This window comes from Pseudorhizobium tarimense (genome assembly GCF_022968135.1).
Lineage (GTDB): Bacteria > Pseudomonadota > Alphaproteobacteria > Rhizobiales > Rhizobiaceae > Neorhizobium > Neorhizobium tarimense.
This window is the reverse complement of the sequence record NZ_JALJRA010000007.1, coordinates 43084-63337: the sequence shown is the minus strand read 5'-3', so window position 1 is coordinate 63337 and position 20254 is coordinate 43084. Positions and strand designations below refer to the sequence as shown.

Here is a 20254-nt window from a genome sequence, read left to right as displayed (position 1 = left end):
GCGACGTGCCTGAGGACGGTGGCAAATTGCGGGGCGGTCTGGAACAAAATGGCCCTCTTCGGAATTGCCCCGCCGAATCCGATTAAGGAGTCCTCATGAAATACCTTCCGTTCGCCCTGATCCTGCTTGCTTCGCCTGCGGCGGCCCAATCGCCGGAACTCGAGCAGGCCTGTGTACAGGTTGCGCAGAACTTCCTGCTGACACCGACAATCAAGACTGGCGTGGTTCAGTCCTTTCCGGAGCTCGACCCGCCGGGCGCACGCCTGACGTATTCCACCCGTCAGGATCCGCAGCCGACGGATTTCACCAATGAAATCGAGTGCCAGTTCCAGAACGCCACGGCGCCTTTCAACCTCACTCGTTTCTGCATCTCCAGCGCCTGCTATTCGGAGAACGAGCAGGAGCCAGAGAACCGCCGCCGGTATTTTGAGGTGAAGGCGCTGATGGATCGCCCCGACTAAAGAAAGAACGCTGTCAGGCTTCGCGATTGGCTTTCAGGACCGAGAGAGCGGATGAGATATAGCGGGCGGCGAGCGAGTGCTTCCGCCGCTCGGCGAGCGTGAGAGCAGCCTGGCAGTGCCGTTCCAGAGGATCGCCGCTTGTTTCGGGCGCCGCTTCGTCAAGTATCGTGACCGTGCCGCTAAACATCGATGGCAGCCCTTGCCGATCGCGCAGGCATCGTCCGACACCGCAGACCAGATACTCCTGCCCATCCGGATGCACCACACGATAGGTTTCGGAGCGGAAGCTACCCGAGACAATGGCCTCGTGCATCGCCTTGGCGAGACGCTGGCGGTCCCCATTCTGGACGTAGCGAAGCACCTCTGCGATCGGCGCCCCCTCCACAAGTGATCGTTCCGGTAAGCCGAAGATTGATGCGATGACGTCATCGCCGTAAACGAGATCCTCAGGCACCACGAACGTATAGATCCCGACAGTCACCGACGGCTCAGACCTGCCGTTGTCATTCGATTGAAGTCGACGTCCCATGCCTGCTACTCACCTGCCCTGCCAACAGCAGGAGGTTCTATTTTTGGATGAATTAGATTTTTCTTAATAGCAGATCGGTGGATTTGCCAGACGGTCACCCGCGCGGAAACTCCAGCCCCATCTCGCGGAAACGCTCCGGATCGTCACCCCAGTTCTCACGCACCTTGACGAAGAGAAAAAGATGGACGGGCTGCTCCAAGATCTCGGAAAGCTCCTTTCGGGAGGCTGTCGAAATGGCCTTGATGGCCTCCCCGCCCTTGCCCAGAGCAATCTTCTTCTGGCTGTCCCGCTCGACGTAGATCACCTGCTCGATGCGGACGGACCCGTCCTTTCGCTCTTCCCACTTCTCCGTTTCCACGTGAGATGCGTAGGGAAGTTCCTGATGCAGCCGCAGGAAGAGTTTCTCTCGGGTGATCTCGGCCGCCAGCTGGCGCATCGGCAGGTCGGAGATCTGGTCCTCCGGGTAGTACCAAGGGCCTTCGGGCAGACGCTGCGCCAGAAACTCCATCAGGTCCTCACAGCCGGAGCCGGTCGACGCGGAAATCATGAATGTCTGCTCGAAGTCGACGCTCGCGTTAGCCGCCGCTGCCAACGCCAGGAGGTCTTCGGACTTCACCCGGTCGATCTTGTTGAGCACCAAAATCTTCGGCTGCTTCACGTCCTTCAGGCCTTCGAGGATCGCTTCGGCATCGCCACGGAGGCCCCTCTCACTGTCGATCAACAGCATGATGAGATCGGCATCCTTGGCACCGCCCCAGGCGGACATTACCATCGCCCGGTCCAATCGACGCCGCGGCTTAAAGATGCCCGGGGTATCCATGAAAACGATCTGAGCGTTGTTGTGGATGGCAATGCCGCGGACGATCGCACGCGTCGTCTGCACCTTATGGCTGACGATGGACACCTTGGCGCCGACCAGCCGGTTCAGCAGCGTCGACTTGCCGGCATTGGTCGCTCCGATGAGGGCGACGAAGCCGGATTTCGTCGGCTGCCCGACGTTTTCGATGCTGCCGTTGTTTTCGTTGTCTGTCATCTTTTCCATCAACTTTCGGCGCCAGCCTTCTGCCATACGCCTTCGCGTTCCAGCATCTTTGCCGCCGCGACCTGTTCGGCTGCCCGTTTGGAGCGTTCGATGCCGGTCTCCGGCGCAACGCCCTTCACCTCGACCGTCACGGTGAAACGCGGATCATGATCCGGACCGGAACGATCGTCCACCCTGTAGGCAGGAGTGACGGCAAAATTGGCATGCGCCCATTCCTGCAGTTCCGTCTTGGCGTCACGACGCGCGCCGTCCGCTCGGGTGGCTCGATCCTTCCAATAGCGCAAAACGAAAGTCCGCGCCGCCTCAAGGCCACCGTCGAGGTAGAGCGCCGCGATCAGGCTTTCCACCACGTCTGCACGCACGTTGAGCATGCGCTTGCCCGTCAGCTTCTTGACGTCCGCGCCGGTGCGAATGAAGCGGTGCAGCTCGAGCTGATCTGCCACCTCCGCGCAGCTTTCGGCGCTCACCAGTTGGTTCAGACGCACCGAAAGCTCGCCTTCCGCCGCGTTTTTGAATGTGCGGAACAGGAGTTCGGCGACGCAGAGGCCGAGGACGCGGTCGCCTAGAAATTCGAGGCGCTCGTAGTTCGGACCCTTGCCCGACGCCATGCTGGCATGGGTCAGCGCCCGGTCCAGCCACTGCTTGTCGGCGAACTCGTGGCCGATAAGCGCCTCGAGCTTTGCGCGATCCTCCGCAGAAAGCGCCCTCGCCTTCATTCAGTCGACACTCTTGAACATGCGGTCCCAGCGCATATTGGCCGGCCACTTCCAGAACTCCCGGAACGAGGTGTCGTTGCCGAGGGAGAAGAAGATGACGCTGGCACGGCCGATGAGGTTTTCCGCGGGAACGAAGCCGACGTCGAAGCGGCTGTCGAGGGAATTGTCCCGGTTGTCGCCCATGAAGAAGTAGTGGCCTTCGGGAACGATGAACTCGCGCGTGTTGTCGCCGCGGGAGTTTTCGACCTGGTCCAGCGTGTCATAGGTGGCGCCGTTGTCGAGGGTTTCGCGGAAGACGGGGACATCCGAACCCGGGTCGAGGCGATAGTCAGAGGTGAAGGTGCCGTCCGGCTGCTTGGGAACGGCCTCGCCGTTCACGTAGAGCACGCCGTCCTGCACCTGGATACGGTCGCCCGGCAGGCCGATCAGGCGCTTGATGTAATCGACATTGGTGTTCGTCGGTAGGCGGAAGACGATGACATCGCCGCGCTCAGGTGTGCTGGCGAAGATGCGCCCGTCGAAGAGGTCCGGCGAAAAGGGAAGCGAGTACTTCGAGTAGCCATATGCGAACTTGTTGACGAAGATGTAGTCGCCGACCAGCAGCGTCGGCATCATGGAGCCCGAGGGGATGGTGAAAGGCTGAAAGAGGACCGTCCGGATGACCATGGCCAAGAGCAGCGCCTGGATGATGACCTTGATGTTCTCCCAAAGGGCGCTGTCGTGCTTCTTGGTGGCTTTGTCGGACACGTTCCGTCTTTCTCTTGCGTCGAAAATCCTGCGAGTGGGGCATTCTCTAGACCCTTCCCTCGACCGCGGCAATGCCTCAATCGGTCACGGGCCGTGCCTCGATGACGACGAATGCCTGCGCGTAAGGATACTCATCCGTGATCGTAACATGGACCACAGGCTCGTGGCCGGGTGGCAGCAGTCCGGCGAGCACTGCGGCCGCACCGCCGGCCAGTGCCATTGTCGGCTTGCCGCCGGGCAGATTGACGACACCCATGTCCTTCCAGAAAACGCCTTGTGCCAAGCCGGTGCCTAATGCCTTAGAACACGCCTCCTTCGCCGCGAAGCGCTTGGCATAGGATGCCGCTCGGTTGCGCCTCCGGTCCGACTTCGCCTGTTCTATCTCGGTGAAGCAGCGTTGCGTGAAGCGATCGCCAAAGCGCTCCAGCGACTTTTCAATACGGCGGATGTCGATGAGGTCGCTCCCCATGCCGATGATCAAAGGTCCCTCCTTCCGGGAGGGTTTCCCGGCCTGTGGATGATTTTGCTCTGAATTGAGCATGGCGTGCGAAAACGTCAAGTTCGCCGCCTTCGCCATCGCAGGAATCTCGGCCAGTGTCTTCTTGACCTTAAGCGGCTACCAGTTGCCGGCTGTTACGACGGCCCAGATACAGGCGGCGAAGGGCATCAGGTGGATGCGCTGTGCGCGGCGTGCGACGCCCTTTGAGGGGCCAAGGTGCTGTTCGAGGGGCGCCGGTGGCCATGAAAAGCAGCGGCTTTTCAGCTGCGACCAATGCCGCGCGCTGCCACTCTTGGATCGTGGAAAGGCTGGTTTATCAGAAGGCCTTACGGAACATGCCGCGGTCGATCTGACGCTGGCGGTATTCCAGGTCCACCCGGTCGACCGCACCGTTCAGGTATGCCAACTCACGATCTTCGATACTGGGGCCGCGCAGCGCGCGGGCAATCTTTCTGACAGGACCAAACATATTGATCTTCCTTCTTTGAACTCTCTGTTGCACCGCAGCAATGTAAGAGTTTGGAGACAGGATGACCATCGCCGGTTGAGCCGCTCTGCCTTGCTTTGCAAGCATGGCAGAGTCGGAGTGCGCTCAAGTATGAGGCAGGTTCAGTCGTAGACCCGTTTGACCGTCGAGATGCAGTCGAGATCCTTTAGCTGCGTCAGCAGCTGATTAAGCTGACGCAGATCCCATACCTCCACGTCGAGCAGGATTTCCGAGAAGTCCGTGGCGACCCGGCCCATGTCGAGGTTGCGGATGTTGATGTCGAGACCGGCAATGGTCTGCGCAACGGTAGCAAGCGTTCCCGGCTCGTTCAGCGCATTGATGAGGATGCGGGCCGTGAACCTGGACTTGTTCGCATCATCCAGATCCCAGCGCACATCGATCCACCGCTCCGGCTGATCATCGAAGCGTTGGAGCGCGGGCGCCTGGATAGGATAGATGGTGATGCCCGACCCATTCTCCATGATCCCGACGATGCGGTCACCGGGCACGGCGCCGCTTTGCGAGAAGCGGACCTGCGTGCTTGCAGACAAACCTCGGATCGGCAGCGGCGCACGCCCCTGCTCTCCCGTTTCCATTTCGGCTGCTTCCGCCGAACGACCCGGGATGCGGAACATCATGCCCGACACACTGCGAACATTGAACCAGCCTTCGTCGGCGGACGGCTTTACGGTTACCCGCTCGTCTTTGTAGTCTGGATAGATCGCCCGCATCACGTCGAGCGAGGAAAGCTCTCCACGGCCGACCGAAGCGATCGCGTCCTCGACATCCTTTTGGCCCAGCCGATGCAGAACCGGCTTCAGGCCCTCTCGGGAGAAGACCTTGCCTGCCCGCTCAAAGGTTCGCTCGAGGATGCGATAGCCGAGGCCGGCATATTGCTTGCGAATCGCCATGCGAGTTGCACGCCGGATCGCAGCGCGCGCCTTTCCGGTAACAACGATCTCTTCCCAAGCGGCCGGCGGCACCTGTACGCCCGAACGGATGATTTCCACCTCGTCGCCATTGTTGAGGCGGGTGACGAGCGGCATGATCCGACCGTTGATCTTGGCGCCGACCGTCGTGTCGCCGATGTTGGTGTGCACCGCATAGGCGAAGTCGATCGGGGTCGCGCCGCGGGGTAACGCGATCAGCTTGCCCTTCGGCGTAAAGCAGAAGACCTGGTCCTGGAAGAGTTCAAGCTTGGTGTGCTCCAGGAACTCCTCGGGATTGTCCCCTTCCGAGAGCGCCTCGATGGTGTGGCGCAGCCAGGAATAGGCGTTGGATTCCTTCGAGAGCAGTTCGCCGCCCTCGCTCCCCTCTCCGTCCTTGTAGAGCGCGTGGGCCGCGATGCCGTATTCAGCAATCTCATGCATCCGTTTCGTGCGGATCTGCAGTTCGATGCGCTGCCTCGACGGGCCGATAATCGTGGTGTGGATCGAGCGGTAGTCGTTCTGCTTTGGCGTCGAGATGTAGTCCTTGAAGCGGCCGGGGACGACGCGCCAGCGCGTATGGACGATGCCGAGCGCCCGGTAGCAGGCGGGGATGTCGCCAACGAGGATGCGAAAGCCATAGACGTCCGACAGCTGCTCGAAGGAGAGCGACTTCGACTGCATCTTGCGAAAGACTGAATAGGGCTTCTTCTGGCGGCCTTTGACGACCGCGTCGAGCAAACCATTGGCAACCAGCAGGTCACGCAGCTCATCCTCGATCTTGGTGATCAGCCCTTCATTGCGGGCGGAAAGATCCGCCAGCCGCTTCGTCACAGTTTCGTAGGCTTCCGGGTTAAGATAGCGGAAGGACAAATCCTCCAGCTCGTCACGCAGATCCTGCATACCCATGCGCCCGGCGAGCGGCGCGTAGATATCCATGGTCTCTTCGGAAATCCGCGCCCGCTTTTCCGGGTTCATGTGCTCCAGCGTGCGCATGTTGTGGAGCCGGTCAGCAAGCTTGACCAGCAGCACGCGAACGTCGTCGGAAATCGCCAGCAACAGCTTGCGCAGGTTCTCCGCCTGCTTCGCCTTCTTGGTGACGAGGTCAAGCCGCTTCAGCTTTGTCAGCCCCTCGACGAGGCGTCCGATGTCTTCGCCGAAGAGGTCGTCGATCTCGGCGCGCGTGGCTGTCGTATCTTCGATGGTGTCGTGGAGGAGCGCAACTGCAATGGTCGACTCGTCCAGATGCATGTCCGTCAGGATGGCTGCAACTTCGAGGGGATGGGAGATGTAGGGATCCCCGCTTGCCCGTTTCTGCTGACCATGCTTCTGCATGGCGTAGACATAGGCCTTGTTGAGCAGAGCTTCGTTGACATCGGGCTTGTATCGCTGAACCCGTTCAACAAGCTCATATTGCCGCATCATGCCAGGACATTTCCCAAGGTTCAAAACGCAAAATGGCGCGCCAGTTCTAAACCGGCGCAGCCATCATAGATCATGCAAAGGATTGAGGACCAGACAATGGACGATCAGTAATCGTCACTCTTTTCCGGCGGAACAAGCCCCTCGATCCCGGCAAGCAGTTCCTCTTCCGACATCTGATCAAACGTGACGGTTTCCGGCAGATCGTCCTCTTCGTCCGTCCGGTCGGCCGTGGTGACGGCACCGGCATTGGAGGACAGCAGCGACGCCGGATCGGGCTCGGGCTCATCGACTTCCACATGCTTCTGCAGCGAATGGATGAGGTCTTCCTTCAGATCGTCGGGCGACAGCGTCTCGTCAGCGATTTCGCGCAGCGCAACGACAGGGTTCTTGTCGTTGTCGCGGTCGATGGTGATGGAGGCACCCTGCGAAATCTGGCGCGCGCGGTGGCTGGCCAGAAGGACGAGCTCGAACCGGTTATCGACTTTGTCAATGCAATCTTCTACGGTGACACGGGCCATTGCCTGTCCTTTACGGTCGTTATGTTCGGGAATTAACACGCCCGATACAGCCATTGCGTCAGGAATTCAAGTTTTTCCTGTTAGAGGCGCCCCAGCTTTCTGCACATGTCCCGCTCAAGTCACCTCAATCAGCTTGGGGGAAAGTTGCTGGACAAATCCCGATCGTGCCGTAAATGCAGTTACATGAACGTTTGATAATGTAATATGCTTACCGCAGCGCACACCACATATTGGGAACGGGCGCCAATCCTGCCTCGCAGGAAATAATAAATGGGATGGAGATAAAATGTTTGACCCCCGAGAGAAGATCGCCCTCTTCATAGATGGCGCGAACCTCTACGCTGCTTCCAAGAGCCTTGGCTTCGATATCGACTATCGCAAGCTGCTGAAGGCGTTCCAGAAGCGCGGCTATCTTTTGCGCGCCTATTATTACACCGCACTGATTGAAGACCAGGAATACTCCTCGATCCGCCCGCTGATCGATTGGCTGGACTACAACGGCTATAAGGTTGTGACAAAGCCCGCGAAGGAATTCACAGATTCCATGGGTCGCCGCAAGATCAAGGGTAACATGGACATCGAGCTTGCGATCGATGCGATGGAGCAGTCGGAGACGGCGGACCATCTGGTGCTGTTTTCCGGCGACGGCGACTTTACCACCCTTGTAGAAGCCCTGCAGCGCCGCGGCCGGAAGGTTTCGGTTGTCTCGACGATGGCGACGCAGCCGCCAATGATCGCAGATGACCTGCGGCGCCAGTCGGACCACTTCATCGACCTTGCGTCTTTGAAGGGCGAAATCGGGCGCGATCCTTCAGAACGAGCACCACGTCCCAGCGAACCGGTGGAGCCGAGCGACGCGTGAAGCTGGTTTATTAACCAGCCTTGCTCGCTCCCGCGACAGGGGGCGAGCCGTTGCCTTTGCGGGACTTGAAGACCGCCTCAGTCACAAGCGCAAGCGGGATGCCGATTGCCAGCGGGATGAAGTAATAGATCACCCGGAATGCCACCAGCGAGCCAATGGAGGCTTTGTCGCCCATCACGTGCCGCACCGTCGCCTCGAGCACGCCGAGCCCTCCCGGTGCATGGGTGATGATGATGGCGATATTGGCAAGCACATAAGCCGTGGCCGCCTTCAGATAGCTGACATCGCCCGCAGCGCCCATCACCTCCCGCAGCGCAGCGGCAACCAGGGCGAAGTTTAGCGTGCCGATTACCACCTGCGCCAGCGCCAGCTTGAGCGTCGGCATCTGAAAGGTCCACTTGCGGATCCGCACCGGTGCCCGGGCAAATCTTGCCAGCGCCAGATACGCGGCAACAACAAGGAGACACCCGATCCCAATGGCAAGAACCGCCGGCTCTCCTATGCGCAGCACTTCGGCCCCATCCGCGGGGTTGATAATCATGACGACCCCGGTGAGCATCGCTAGTCCGATCGCGACCGTTACACCTGACATCAAAACGATCTTGGCGACGTCTTCTGTATCCATCCCCCAATGGGCGTAGTATCGATAGCGCAGTCCGCCACTGCTCAAACCTGCCAAGCCAACACTTTGACCGACAGCCAAGCTGATGAAAGAAGCGAGCCCGATCTTCTGGTATGCAAGATCATTTTCGACATAACGCACGCCACACCAGTCAAATCCGGTCAGGCAGACATAGGAAGCGGCGGTAAAGGCGAGAGCCAGCACCAGATTAAAGGTCGGGATCTCCGCCACCGACGCGGTGATATCGGACCAGGTATATTGGCTGAAAATGTTCCAGAGAAGATAGGCCGCAAGGCCAAGACCCAGGACAAGCAATCCATAGGTCACCATTTGTTTTCGCGTCATAGTCGGCTCGCATGAGGGTTTCACCTGAACGTGAAGAACAGGCTTTTGTTCCTTGCGGCCACTTATCCTGCGTCCACCGGGCAAGCATGCGTATGAATGCGGAATCATCCGGATTGTAGCCCGGAGCAAGGTGGTGAAAACGGCGATCCGACAGATTGAGTGCTTCGATGGGATCGAGATGAACAGACATCAGCCCATCGAGGACGGCGGCAAACCCGCCGCTAATGATCCTTCAGGAGACGGCTCTTCTGACGGTTCCAGTCTCGTTCCTTCACCGTCTCGCGCTTGTCGTGCAGCTTCTTGCCCTTCGCCAGAGCGAGCTCAAGCTTTGCCCTGCCGCGGTCGTTGAAGTAGATCTTCAGCGGCACGAGTGTCATTCCCTCGCGGTTGATACCGGCGCGCAGCCGGTTGATCTCGCGCTTGTTGAGGAGCAGCTTGCGGCGGCGGCGCGGCTCATGGTTGAAGCGGTTGGCCTGCAGGTACTCCGGAAGGTGGGAGTTGATCAGCCAGATCTCCTCCCCCTCGTCCGAGGCATAGGACTCCGCGATGTTGGCCTTGCCTTCGCGCAATGACTTGACCTCGGTGCCGGTCAGCACCAAGCCGGCCTCATAGGTGTCGAGGATCTCATAGTTGAAGCGGGCTTTGCGGTTTTCCGCCACGACCTTCTTCACCGTGCGCTGGCTGCCTTTGGGGGCCATCTTTTGCGAACTCTTCTTCTGTGACCTGATGTGCTTACCGCAGACGGCGGACGACACAACCCTCATGTAAGGCGCAGTGACCGCGAAGTGAAGCACATGTGCCCGGACTAGTTGAGAAGCGCGGCGTGTCTCAGTGCCGAATCGATGGCGTTCTCCGTAGCCGGCTCCAGCGCCGACATCAGCGGCGAACGGACGGAGCGGCTAACCCCTCTCGTCTTCCACAACCCATATTTGGCGCCGCAGACGCCCGGCTCCAGGAAGATCGCCTTGTGCAGCGGCATCAGCCTGTCCTGGTACTCGAGAGCTTTGGTATAATCGCCGGCAAGGGTTGCCGCCTGGAACTCGGCGCAAAGGCGTGGCGCCACATTGGCAGTGACCGAGATACAGCCCACGCCGCCATGGGCATTGAAGCCGAGCGCCGTGGCATCTTCGCCGGACAGCTGGATGAAGTCCTTGCCGCAGGTGATGCGTTGCTCTGATACGCGCTCGAGCTTTCCCGTCGCATCCTTGACACCGGCAATGTTCTTGTGCGCCTTTGCAAGCGCCCCCATCGTTTCCGGCGACATGTCGATCACCGACCGCCCCGGAATGTTGTAGATGAAGATGGGCAACGTCACCGCCTCGGCGATGGCTGAGAAATGGACGAAGAGGCCCTTCTGGGTCGGCTTGTTATAATAGGGTGTCACCACCAGGAGAGCGTCTGCGCCGGCCTTCTGCGCATGGGTGGCAAGCTCAATCGCCTCGCGAGTATTGTTCGACCCCGCGCCGGCGATGACCGGGACGCGCTTTGCGGCAACCTCGATGCAAAGCTCGACGACGCGCTTGTGCTCGGCATGCGACAGCGTGGGCGATTCCCCCGTCGTTCCCACTGGGACCAGACCGCTGCTACCTTCTGCAATCTGCCACTCCACGTGGGCCGCAAAGGCTTCCTCGTCAACTGTCCCATCTTCCTTGAACGGCGTGACGAGTGCGGGCATCGATCCCTTGAACATGCAAAACTCCTGGCGACCTGCAATCCATGCTTCGGCCGCATTCCGTGAATAAGGTGGCGCACATTAGAGCGGTGGGAATGCCACGACAAGCGGATGCTTTGGCGATTTCTTCTTGTATGTCGCCACTGAGAAGTGGCGCAATTTTCACGAGTTTCAGTAAGCCTCTGTTAACACGAGAGGCAGCTAATATGAGGTGGGATTGTCTATCTTCTTTGCGAGTCGTCGGATGAGAACGCCGATACTGCTGCTGACTGCCCTGGCCGTGCCGCTTGCAAGCGGCACATCGATCGCAGATCCGCTGCCCGAAACAGCTGTGCCGCTGCCCTACGTCAAGCCGGATAGCCCAAGTACGGCAGCATTCAATACGCTGCTTCCCGGCGGTGCGTTGCCGAGAGGCGATCGGCTGACACCTGCGCCCGTGCTGAAGATCGGCCTCGACGCTCTCTCTGATGGGGACATGAAACGCACGCTTTCCGTCCGCGATGGGATGCCGGCCGGATCCTTGGACCGCCAGATCCTCACCTGGGCGCTTGCTACCTCCGGTAGTTCTCGCGTACCCTTTCGGGAGGTTGCCGCCGCAGAACAGGAACTGCTCGGTTGGCCCGGCGTGGAAGCACTGAGGGCACAGGCGGAACGGGCTCTCTTCCTGGAAAGTGCTGAGGCAGCGACAGTGCAGGCGTTCTTCAAAGAAGCGCCGCCGGAGACGCCAGAAGGACGCTACACGCTCGCCCGCGCGCTCGACCACGAGGGCAAGAGCGAGGAAGCCTTAGAGATGATCCGGCAGCTCTGGAAGAGCGATCCGCTGGACGTAGCGCTGGAAAATCGCGTTCTTGAGGTGTTTGGCGAGGGTCTGACCAAGGCAGACCACAAGGCGCGCATGGACTACCTGATGTATCGTAGCCGCGTCTCGCAAGCGAAGCGGTTTTCCGAGCTCGGCGAGGCGCACTCGCTCTACAAGGCCTGGACGGCGGTGATCCGCGAAGCCAAGAACGCCGGCAGCCTACTTGAGGCAGTCGACAAGTCTTGGAGCGATGATCCGGCCTATCTGTTCCTGCAGATCGAGCGGTTGCGCCGGCAGGATAAGTATGAAGAGGCCGCGGCGCTGCTGAAGAAGGTCCCGCGCGATGCTACCCGCTTGATCAACAGCTCCGAATGGTGGGACGAAAAGCGCATCATTGCCCGGGGGCTGGCCGACCAAGGCGACTACAAGCGGGCCTATGAAATAGTCTCGGCGCATGACGCGGAGCGGGCAACCGATATCGTAGACGCAGAATTCCACGCAGGATGGTACGCGCTGCGCAACCTCAATGACACTGCCGCTGCCGAACGTCATTTCAAGCGCGTTTTGGAGCTCGCCAACGGACCGATATCGGCCTCGCGCGCCTGGTACTGGCTCGGCCGCACCGCCGAGGCTCGTGCTGCGGACGAGGCATCGGCGAGCGAGGTGAGAGCGCTCTACGAAAAGGCCGCCGCCTATGCCGGAAGTTTCTACGGTCAGCTTGCGGCTGCGCGGATTGGCATGAAAACGCTGAACGTCGCCACACCGATGCCAAGCGACAGCGACCGCCATACATTTGCAAGCCGCGCACCGGTGAAGGCGATCGCCCTGCTGCAGGCCGTCGGCCATGAGAAGCGAGCCGACACGCTGATGAAGGCGCTGGCAAAGCAGATCATCAGCCCAGGCGAGCTTTCTCTCCTGGCGGCGGAGGCAGAGAAACGCGGGGACCACAATCTCGCCCTGCAAATCGGCAAGACGGCCTTCTCAGAGGGCCGCGACGTTGCCGCGCTTGCCTTCCCGACGGGCGTTATCCCGACAAGCGCGAACATAGAAGGATCGGGAAAAGCGCTGGCCTATTCCGTTGCTCGTCAGGAAAGCGCCTTCAATCCGGCGGCCGTATCACCGGCTAATGCCCGCGGTCTGCTGCAACTCCTGCCCGGCACCGCCAAGGCGGTGGCGAAGCGACACGGCCTTGCCTATGCGCCGGCCCGGCTGACCGATGACCCCGGATACAACGCCACGCTCGGCGCACATTATCTTGGCGAACAGATCAACAGTTTCGACGGCTCCTACGTCCTCACTTTTATCGCCTACAATGCGGGGCCAAGGCGGGTGCGCGAATGGATCGAGCGCTACGGGGACCCACGTGGCAAGCCGATCGAAGCGGTGGTCGACTGGATCGAGCGCATCCCCTTCCCCGAGACGCGCAGCTATGTGCAGCGGATCATGGAAAATTACCAGGTCTACAAGACCCGGCTCGGGCAGAATGCCGATATCGAAAGGGATCTCAGGTTTGGGCGGCAGCAAATGGCCGCGGACAGGTAGTTAAGCTGGGATGTTCAAAATCGTGGGTCGATCAGTTCGAGCTTTGCCACCAACAAGAAAGGCGCGGCAAGATACCGGACCCTCGAAACTTTGAGATATAGGCTAAGACCCGGTTGCATTCGGCAGGATCCGGAACGACCTGCTTTCCCCGTCTCTGTGGCCAGCGCCGTGACACTCGCGCATATCCCGCCAACGAACCATAAGCCAGTTACGCGCTCAGTATGAAAATTGAGCGCGGCCATTGGGCGGCGTCAAGGCAGCCAAGACAGGCGCTCGCGGCTGGTGCGGGAGTTTCTTCGTCGGATAGAGGCGAGAACAAACGGCGCGCTGAAAAGGCCCAGCACCGATGGCTGTGCTTTCTAGGGTCGAAACCCGTTTATCATGTTGATTTTGCCGCGGCAAATCAGATTCAAGTTTTCCAATCGATCGATTGGAGGCTTGAATGGGTCGCTTGTTTTGGCTGTCGGACGAGCAATGGGCGGTCATTGAGCGCCTGTTGCCGAGGAACAAGGGCGGGGCTCGCCGGGTCGATGATCGTCGAGTGATCTCCGGCATCATCCACGTTCTCAAGGTCGGCTGCCGGTGGTGCGATTGTCCGCGCGACTATGGCCCTTCGACCACGGTCTACAACCGCTTCAACCGTTGGTCTCGCAAACGGTTCTGGACTGAATTGGTCGAGGCGCTCGCGACGTCTGGCGCGGTCACCAAAAGCACCTCCATCGACAGCACCTACGTCAGTGCCCGCGGCGATGCTGCCGGTACTGCGTCAAGTGCGCAGCGCCGTTTTACGTGGTGACGGATGAGGTGGCCGATCGCCGATATCAGGCCTGGAGCACTCCCCAGCAAATTGACAAATGGACGACCATCGGCCGGATTCGGCACTGACGCTATCTCGCTTACCATACTAAGAGCGGCCTCTCGCAAACTCAGTCGGTTGAAGGAAGCAACTCGGGGTTCCAGACAATGTCCTATAGATGCCAGTCAGGAGAGGTGGCTCGGGAAATCTGCCCAGCTAGGGTAAGTGGAGTTTCTGCCTGACTTCGGCTTGGATGCCGGGAACAGGAGAGCCCATGTCAAGACGACCACGCCGGAACCACAGCCCGGCTTTCAAGGCAAAGGTGGCTTGCCGCCATCCGAGGTGAGCAGACGATGGTGGAACTATCCCCGCAGTTCGACGTACACGCCAACCAGATCAGGCAGTGGAAAGACCAGCTCCTTGACGGGGCGACAGGCGTTTTCGGCGATGAAGCGGGGTCGGAACCGGCGGCGACCAGGGAAGAGGTCGATGCAGTATGGATGCCACAGAAGAAATGACTTCGGTCCGACCAATCATCTGGCAGGTCAAGGTTGTCGCCTGTTGCTCGCCATTGCCATGCGAACCTCGCTGACTGCCATCGTAGCCGACAATGCTCAAGATCAGAACAACAATCAGAGAAGTATGACGGCGAAGAGCAGAACCTGCCTCTCGCGGCGGGCTCTAAGACGTTGAAAACGCCACAAGGCATGACGTGGGCAGCGGATGCGTAGCGAAGGCAAGGAACTTTAGTCCATCAAAGCCGTTGGACCTCCGCAAAGCCTTAAAGGCACTACAAGATAAAAGGATCTGCAAGATGATTTCGAAGCTTTTGACAGTCACCGCCCTTTCGCTTGGTCTTGCCACGGCAGCAGTTGCGCAGAGCAGCCCAAGCGGGGGCACCAGCGGCGAGGCCGGATCGGACGCAGGTGGAACCGCAGGCTCGAATGCCGGATCTGGGGCAGGGGAAGGTGCTGGTGGCACTACAGCCGGTGCAACGAGCGGAGAGGCCGGTTCGGACGAGGGTGGAGCCGCAGGCAACGGATCTTCCAACCTGGGTGCGGGCGGGTCGCAGCAGACCAACACGCAAGACAGCTCCAACACCAACTGCGGTGCGCCTGCCGCGCCGGGCGTGGCAGCTACCGCTGGCAATCCTACATCTGCGACGCCCGACCCCAGTACTGCCGGGAATGCAGGGACCTCCTGCTAATCTGGAGAGGGGGAGGTGCTAAATGCTCCTCCCTCGCCTAATCCTCTTTCTAGCAAGCGATAGAACCTGCGAGGTGGCTCGGTTTGTCTGAACAGCTTCGGGCCTTTCGTTAAGTGGATTTCCGCCTCGATTATGCCGCCACCATCATTGGTGCCAGCGCGTTGAAGTAGGCCCGATCCGGCGTCTGCCGGTTAAGTGATGAATCTGGGCGCCGGCTGTTGTAGAAGTTCAGATCTCTGCCGATGCCCGCGCGGGCCTCAGACACGGCCTTGTAGGCGTGGAGATAGACCTCCTCGTATTTGAGCGAACGCCAGAGCCGTTCGACGAAGACCATTGTCTCGCCACGCGCTCTTGCCGTCCATCGAGATGACGATCTCAGCCTTCTTCAGCACCGCCGTGAAGTCCATCGAGGTGAACTGCGAGCCCTGGCGGTGTTGCCGTAACGGGCCAGTGCTTCCTCGGCTGCTTCGATGCAAAAGGATGCCTCCATCGTGATCGACAGCCGCCATGACAGGACCTCCGGCTGAACCAGTCCACGACGGCGCAGAGATAAACAAAACCGGGAGCCATCGGAGCGTAGGTTATGTCCATTGCCCACACCTGGTTGGGCTGGGTGACCGCCATCTTTCGCAGGAGGTAGGGATAGATTTTGTGCCCAGGTGCCGGTTTCGACGTATTCGGGCGACGATAGATCGCCTCGATGCCCACATTCTTCATCAGCGTGGCGACGTGCCGCCGCCCCGTTCCCAGCCCTTCTTCCCTCAATAGCCCTTGCAGCACCCGATTTCCGGCGAACGGGTAGTTGAGATGCAGTTCGTCAACCCGTCGCATAAGGGCCATATCGCAGTCAGACACTGGACGAGGAAGATCATAAACGCTGCCACGGCTGAAGCCGAGAAGCTTTGCCTGGCGCGACACAGAGCGTTTGTGCTCGCGGTCGATCATTTCTTTCCGCCCAGCGATCCCGCCTTGCCGAGCGCGCCGGCTAAAATCATTCTCCAGTGTCAGCTCCCCGATCTTGACATGCAGCGTTTGACATCGACGGTTGGACCCGCCGGTTCCGACTTCGCTTCATCGCCGAAAACGCCTGTCGCCCCCTCAAGGAGCTGGTCTTTCCACTGCTTGATCTGGTTGACGTGAACGTCAAACTGCCGGGATAGTTCCACCAGCGTCTGCTCACCTCGGATGGCGGCAAGCGCCACTTTGCCTTGAAAGCCGGGCTGTGGTTCCGGCGCGGTCGTCCTGAAATGGGCTCCTGTTCCCGATCCAAGCCGAAGTCAGGCAGAAATTCCACTTATCCTAGCTGGGCAGATTTCCCGAGCCACCTCTCTGTGAGAGATCTTGTAAAATGGAACCTCCGTTCCCTACTGCAGCACCCGGCGCCTGCCAAGCTATTGAACTTTATAGTTCTCGCTGATGGTGAAGGGAGCAGTCGGATTGTTCGCCTTTTGGAAAAGGAGCGGTCGCGAAAGGAGAAATTGAAAAGCGGTGCTGGCATCCCGATCCTTATTGCAGGCCGAACGTCAGAATTGTCGGCCTGAAGGAAATAAGGAAATTTGATCATGAAAAAGACACTCGCGCTCGCCCTACTCACAGCAGTTGTCGGCGCTAGCTCAGCATTCGCGATAGAGCCTATCCCAGGTAGCATCACCTACAATGGGCAGCCGTCCACTCGACTTGAGAAGGCACCTATTGGCAGCACCGTATCCCACGAGTTCTACGCAGACGGCCACCGCTATGACGAGATTTATGTGATTGACAAGGACCGTTCGCTGAGGCTGGTATCTCGTTCTGTCTCCTCGGACAGTTGAACTAACGTAGCAGCGGGCGGAGGATAAATGGCTGGGACTTGGTGGAGCAGCCGTCGTCATCCGCCCGCTGCCATGCCAACTGACAGTTAGCTTTGTCACGGCATGGCCCACCACAACGAGACGCCGGAAGGTCTTCTGCCTATCCGTTGCTCTGAGGCACGCAAGCGTCCTTGCATATCCGTCCGCTCTTCGTTCGGTACCTAAGTCTGGGTCATCCATCTTGTGGTTAACGTATCGCTAGCAGTGACCCCGCCAGAGGTGGACATGGGAATAAAATCGCAATGTTCACCTGTTGTGTCAGGCGGCATGCAAAACCGGGACGGTGGAGGTGCGGACAAATAGAACTGGGCCCCCTCCGCCGGTCGTCCGACTTTGTCCGTTGGCTTCTCAGCTACTATGCCGGAGATCTGACTTCTCCTGTCCGTCCATCAACGGCTACGGCTCCTCGCCTTTCCGATGCGGACCGGCGTGGCTGACGCCACCCGGCCAGACAGGAGATGTCCGAGGTTCCGACGAGTTCCTTTCATGCGTGGCATTGACCTAGTTACGTGTGATCGAGTGCGGTCTTCTGTCAGGCCCTTTGTTGCGACGCTTGCAAAGGCCGCCGGCCTGTATGGCGATCTGCGGAGCGGGTCCAAATTTTAACCCCGAGCTTGCAGGCTCAAAGTGCCAAACTGGTTTTCCCGTTCCCGATCGGTTCGATCATGCGCCCATTCAGGTCGTCGACTTCTCACACCTCTTTGCGAGTCCCGGCTATCCACGGCAGTTTCCTCTCACGCTGCCATTGCCAAGCTGGGTCTCGATAATCTTCCCGCTTCGTCAGCATGGCCCATGTTGACCGAGCCATCTAGTTCGCCAGTGAGATCGCCATTGGCACGCACGGCTTCTTCGCGAGCATCCGCGAAAGCCACGATCCTTGTACGGCGGTTTTCGACCCACACAACTCAGGTTTGCCATTGCCCCGATGTGATCAGGAGCCTGGATGTCGGCCTGACCAGCCTTCGACAACCGGCCAAACCTTTCTTTTCGCCAAAAGAGAATTCGCCGAGGCGTGCGCCAGTATCTACGAGAGAAAAGCACAAATCACGGTAATGACCGTCTTCATGCCGATGGCTGAGAATAAACGATCCTCCTCGTCGTATTCGAGGAACCTGATACGGCCAGCGTGTTCTTCTTACTGGCGGTTTAATTCGGAAAGGCTATTTATGTCGCCCTCTTGTACGCTTTCCGCGGAAATCTGCTAAGCGTTGCGAGCCTGTCGACCTTCTCCTGGGAGAATGTTTCAAACGTTTCTCCGAGGAGGATGTCGCAAAGCTCGGAAATGAAAGCCGCTACGTTATTCCGGTGACTACCAGCTTCCGAAAGTATGCAGCCATACTTGTGGAACAATGCGGACAGGCTGGTGCTTTGGGCGACCTTGACTGGGCGGCCCTGGTGGGACTGAAGATTAACCGAATAGGCGGGCCTAAAGTTGCTGAACTCGCTCTTAGCGTCCGGATCAGCCTTGGCTGCCAGATCACTTCTCTTGCCTCTTCTATAGGCAAAGAAACGATGTTCGACTGCTTCATCAACGCTTGACAACGAAAAAAATCCGACGTCAACGCGAACAATCATCCCGCATCTTGCACAACAGCAACGTCAAAAGCTCGCAGCCCATGGGGCTGCGAGCTTTTATCCCGTCTGAACTAAGTCAGATTAGAACGAGCGCTGAAGACGTACAAAACCGTCCCAACGATCGCCATCGCCCAGCGCACCGGCATCAACGTCGGTGTAGTTGACCGTAGCCTTCAATGCCAAGCCCTGGGTGATGGCGTAGTCCGCAGTTACGCCAACGCGCCATGCACTGCCATCCTCGTAATCGCCATCAGCATCATACAGGATGTTGTCCCAGTACTGAACGCCAGGAGCGATGCTGAACTTTTCAGTAACGGCGATGGCGTATTCCGCGCCGATCGACCATTCAGAGAAGTCCCAGTAGCGGCTGGCGCCGAACGAGTAGACGCCCATGATGCCCAGAGTACCCGGCCCAACATTTGCCGTCAGCGTGGAGGCAACGACGCCATCTTCGTTCTCGAATTCGTAGGCACCGAAGAGGTTGACGGCAACGCCGCCGAATGCACCGCCGATGAGAGCGTTGACACCGATCTCGTCATCGTTGCCAGCAGCATCCGTCTTCCAGCCGTCCTGAGAATCGAACGCATCGGCCTGAACATAGGCCGAGAATGCATCGCCCTCGAAGGTGTAGCGAATTGAGTTGTTCAGCGTGTCGCCACCGATGTAGCCAGCACCCGCGATCGGACCACCGTCGGACAGGAAGGTCTCGCCCGGAAGCCCGGTATCAAAGTAGTTGTAGAAATAACCTACGCGAAGGCCGCCAATGGCAAGATAAGACTCTTCCATATAGAAGTCGTCATCGCCGTTGGTGTTTGCACGAACAGTGATCTTTGAATGAAGTTCACCAAGCTCAGTGTCGGACTTCGCGTCGAACTGGAGCTGAGCGCGGGTGTTAGTGCGATAGCCACCGTCCTGCAGATCCACACCGCCGAGATCGAAGTCGCTGCGACCATCAACCTGTACGCGGACGTAACCGCCGATCTTGAGGCAGGTTTCGGTGCCCGGGATGTAGAAGTAGCCGGTGCCGAATGCGTCGCAAACGCGAACGTATTCCATGGGCTCCGGCTCGGCGGCGATGATAGCGTCGGCAGCCTGAGCGCCGGAGACTGCTGCGAGGGCAGCAGCGGAGCCGAGAAGAAGGCTCTTGATGTTCATTTTTGACCTCCAGTCAAAGTTTCGTATGGGTCTGGGTTCTTTTGCTGAAGGACAGCGTTCCCTGCCCCATTCCCGTCGATTGCCAGAAGACGGACGATCCACCGCCTCGCTTCCGAGAGTGAAAATACAAGACGGGCGAGGTCATGCAATCTCGAACTATCGCAGAACCGGCGTCTCATGCCTGCTTACGGGGATCCTGTTGCTGAAAGGACACAAATGTGGCGGCCGGGCTGAGGAAAGGTTTACGTTGCGTTAAGAAAGTGCAGGTCTCGCAGCCACTTATCGGCAGCTTTCCACACGTTAGGGGGAGCCGCGAAGCTCGTTCCCTGGTCCGAATCGTGCCGCAAAGGTGCCGTTTTGCCCCTGACTGATGTGTCAGAAGTGCGGTGTCAGAACTCGGCACATCCTCGGTCGGGGTCAGCAGCCGCGTTCCGGCGCTTCGATTCGCGATATTAGGATTCGCAACGGGAATCGGTTGC

17 protein-coding genes and 3 pseudogenes are annotated in these 20254 nt (G+C 59.1%); 7 read left to right on the top strand and 13 right to left on the bottom strand.

What is annotated here, in order from left to right; translation table 11 throughout:
• The first annotated feature begins 95 nt into the window (after window positions 1-95).
• Complete coding sequence (locus tag MUU54_RS09790; RefSeq protein WP_247243843.1) at window positions 96-461, top strand: hypothetical protein; 366 nt, start codon at window positions 96-98, stop codon at window positions 459-461.
• A gap of 13 nt (window positions 462-474) precedes the next feature.
• On the opposite strand, the gene MUU54_RS09785 is transcribed toward MUU54_RS09790, so the two are convergent.
• The 8 genes from MUU54_RS09785 to rpoZ form a co-directional block, all read right to left on the bottom strand.
• Window positions 475-990, bottom strand: a complete 516-nt coding sequence (locus MUU54_RS09785) for a PAS domain-containing protein (protein WP_247243842.1) — start codon at window positions 988-990, stop codon at window positions 475-477.
• A gap of 94 nt (window positions 991-1084) precedes the next feature.
• Complete coding sequence (gene era / locus MUU54_RS09780) at window positions 1085-2032, bottom strand: GTPase Era (protein WP_247243841.1); 948 nt, start codon at window positions 2030-2032, stop codon at window positions 1085-1087.
• Window positions 2032-2748 (bottom strand): ribonuclease III, encoded by a 717-nt coding sequence (rnc, locus tag MUU54_RS09775; RefSeq protein ID WP_247243840.1) that lies wholly within the window; start codon window positions 2746-2748, stop codon window positions 2032-2034. The genes era and rnc overlap by 1 nt, the downstream gene beginning before the upstream one ends.
• The gene (lepB, locus tag MUU54_RS09770; RefSeq protein ID WP_247243839.1) at window positions 2749-3495 is read right to left on the bottom strand and encodes a signal peptidase I; all 747 of its coding nucleotides are present in this window, start codon (window positions 3493-3495) and stop codon (window positions 2749-2751) included.
• A 76-nt stretch (window positions 3496-3571) separates the two neighbouring features.
• Window positions 3572-3976 (bottom strand): holo-ACP synthase, encoded by a 405-nt coding sequence (gene acpS / locus MUU54_RS09765; RefSeq protein WP_247243838.1) that lies wholly within the window; start codon window positions 3974-3976, stop codon window positions 3572-3574.
• A 334-nt stretch (window positions 3977-4310) separates the two neighbouring features.
• A complete protein-coding gene (locus MUU54_RS09760) occupies window positions 4311-4463 on the bottom strand; it encodes a DUF3563 domain-containing protein (protein ID WP_247244009.1) in 153 nt (50 codons plus the stop codon).
• A 140-nt stretch (window positions 4464-4603) separates the two neighbouring features.
• Entirely contained in the window at window positions 4604-6832 is a 2229-nt protein-coding gene (locus tag MUU54_RS09755) for a RelA/SpoT family protein (RefSeq protein WP_247243837.1), read from the bottom strand.
• 104 nt (window positions 6833-6936) lie between these two features.
• Window positions 6937-7350 (bottom strand): DNA-directed RNA polymerase subunit omega, encoded by a 414-nt coding sequence (gene rpoZ, locus MUU54_RS09750; RefSeq protein WP_247243836.1) that lies wholly within the window; start codon window positions 7348-7350, stop codon window positions 6937-6939.
• A gap of 286 nt (window positions 7351-7636) precedes the next feature.
• Between rpoZ and MUU54_RS09745 the strand changes: the two genes are divergently transcribed.
• Window positions 7637-8212 carry a LabA-like NYN domain-containing protein gene (locus tag MUU54_RS09745; RefSeq protein ID WP_247243835.1) on the top strand — a complete coding sequence of 192 codons (576 nt, stop codon included), beginning with the start codon at window positions 7637-7639 and terminating at the stop codon, window positions 8210-8212.
• Between the two features lie 10 nt (window positions 8213-8222).
• Here the strand turns inward: MUU54_RS09745 and MUU54_RS09740 are convergent, their stop codons facing one another.
• From MUU54_RS09740 to dapA, 3 genes are all read right to left on the bottom strand, one after another.
• Entirely contained in the window at window positions 8223-9179 is a 957-nt protein-coding gene (locus MUU54_RS09740; RefSeq protein ID WP_247243834.1) for a lysylphosphatidylglycerol synthase transmembrane domain-containing protein, read from the bottom strand.
• A gap of 221 nt (window positions 9180-9400) precedes the next feature.
• Entirely contained in the window at window positions 9401-9877 is a 477-nt protein-coding gene (gene smpB / locus MUU54_RS09735) for an SsrA-binding protein SmpB (RefSeq protein WP_247243833.1), read from the bottom strand.
• Between the two features lie 107 nt (window positions 9878-9984).
• On the bottom strand, window positions 9985-10869 hold the full coding sequence (gene dapA / locus MUU54_RS09730) for a 4-hydroxy-tetrahydrodipicolinate synthase (protein ID WP_247243832.1): 885 nt from the start codon (window positions 10867-10869) through the stop codon (window positions 9985-9987).
• Between the two features lie 226 nt (window positions 10870-11095).
• Here dapA and MUU54_RS09725 point away from each other — a divergent pair, with 226 nt between their 5' ends.
• From MUU54_RS09725 to MUU54_RS09710, 4 genes and pseudogenes are all read left to right on the top strand, one after another.
• Window positions 11096-13192, top strand: coding sequence for a transglycosylase SLT domain-containing protein (locus MUU54_RS09725; protein WP_247243831.1), 2097 nt, complete (start codon window positions 11096-11098; stop codon window positions 13190-13192).
• Between the two features lie 442 nt (window positions 13193-13634).
• Window positions 13635-13970 (top strand): annotated as a pseudogene (locus MUU54_RS09720) (IS5 family transposase); the annotation flags it as partial.
• A gap of 271 nt (window positions 13971-14241) precedes the next feature.
• Window positions 14242-14476: pseudogene (locus MUU54_RS09715) on the top strand (transposase); the annotation flags it as partial.
• Between the two features lie 326 nt (window positions 14477-14802).
• Window positions 14803-15195, top strand: a complete 393-nt coding sequence (locus MUU54_RS09710) for an oxidoreductase (protein WP_247244020.1) — start codon at window positions 14803-14805, stop codon at window positions 15193-15195.
• A 130-nt stretch (window positions 15196-15325) separates the two neighbouring features.
• Here MUU54_RS09710 and MUU54_RS24980 read toward each other — a convergent pair.
• A pseudogene (locus tag MUU54_RS24980) lies at window positions 15326-16444 on the bottom strand (IS3 family transposase).
• 313 nt (window positions 16445-16757) lie between these two features.
• Here MUU54_RS24980 and MUU54_RS09700 point away from each other — a divergent pair.
• Window positions 16758-17006: a hypothetical protein gene (locus tag MUU54_RS09700; RefSeq protein ID WP_247243830.1), complete on the top strand. Its 249-nt coding sequence runs from the start codon at window positions 16758-16760 to the stop codon at window positions 17004-17006.
• A gap of 1695 nt (window positions 17007-18701) precedes the next feature.
• Here MUU54_RS09700 and MUU54_RS09695 read toward each other — a convergent pair.
• On the bottom strand, window positions 18702-19775 hold the full coding sequence (locus MUU54_RS09695; protein WP_247243829.1) for a porin: 1074 nt from the start codon (window positions 19773-19775) through the stop codon (window positions 18702-18704).
• Window positions 19776-20254: the final 479 nt, after the last annotated feature.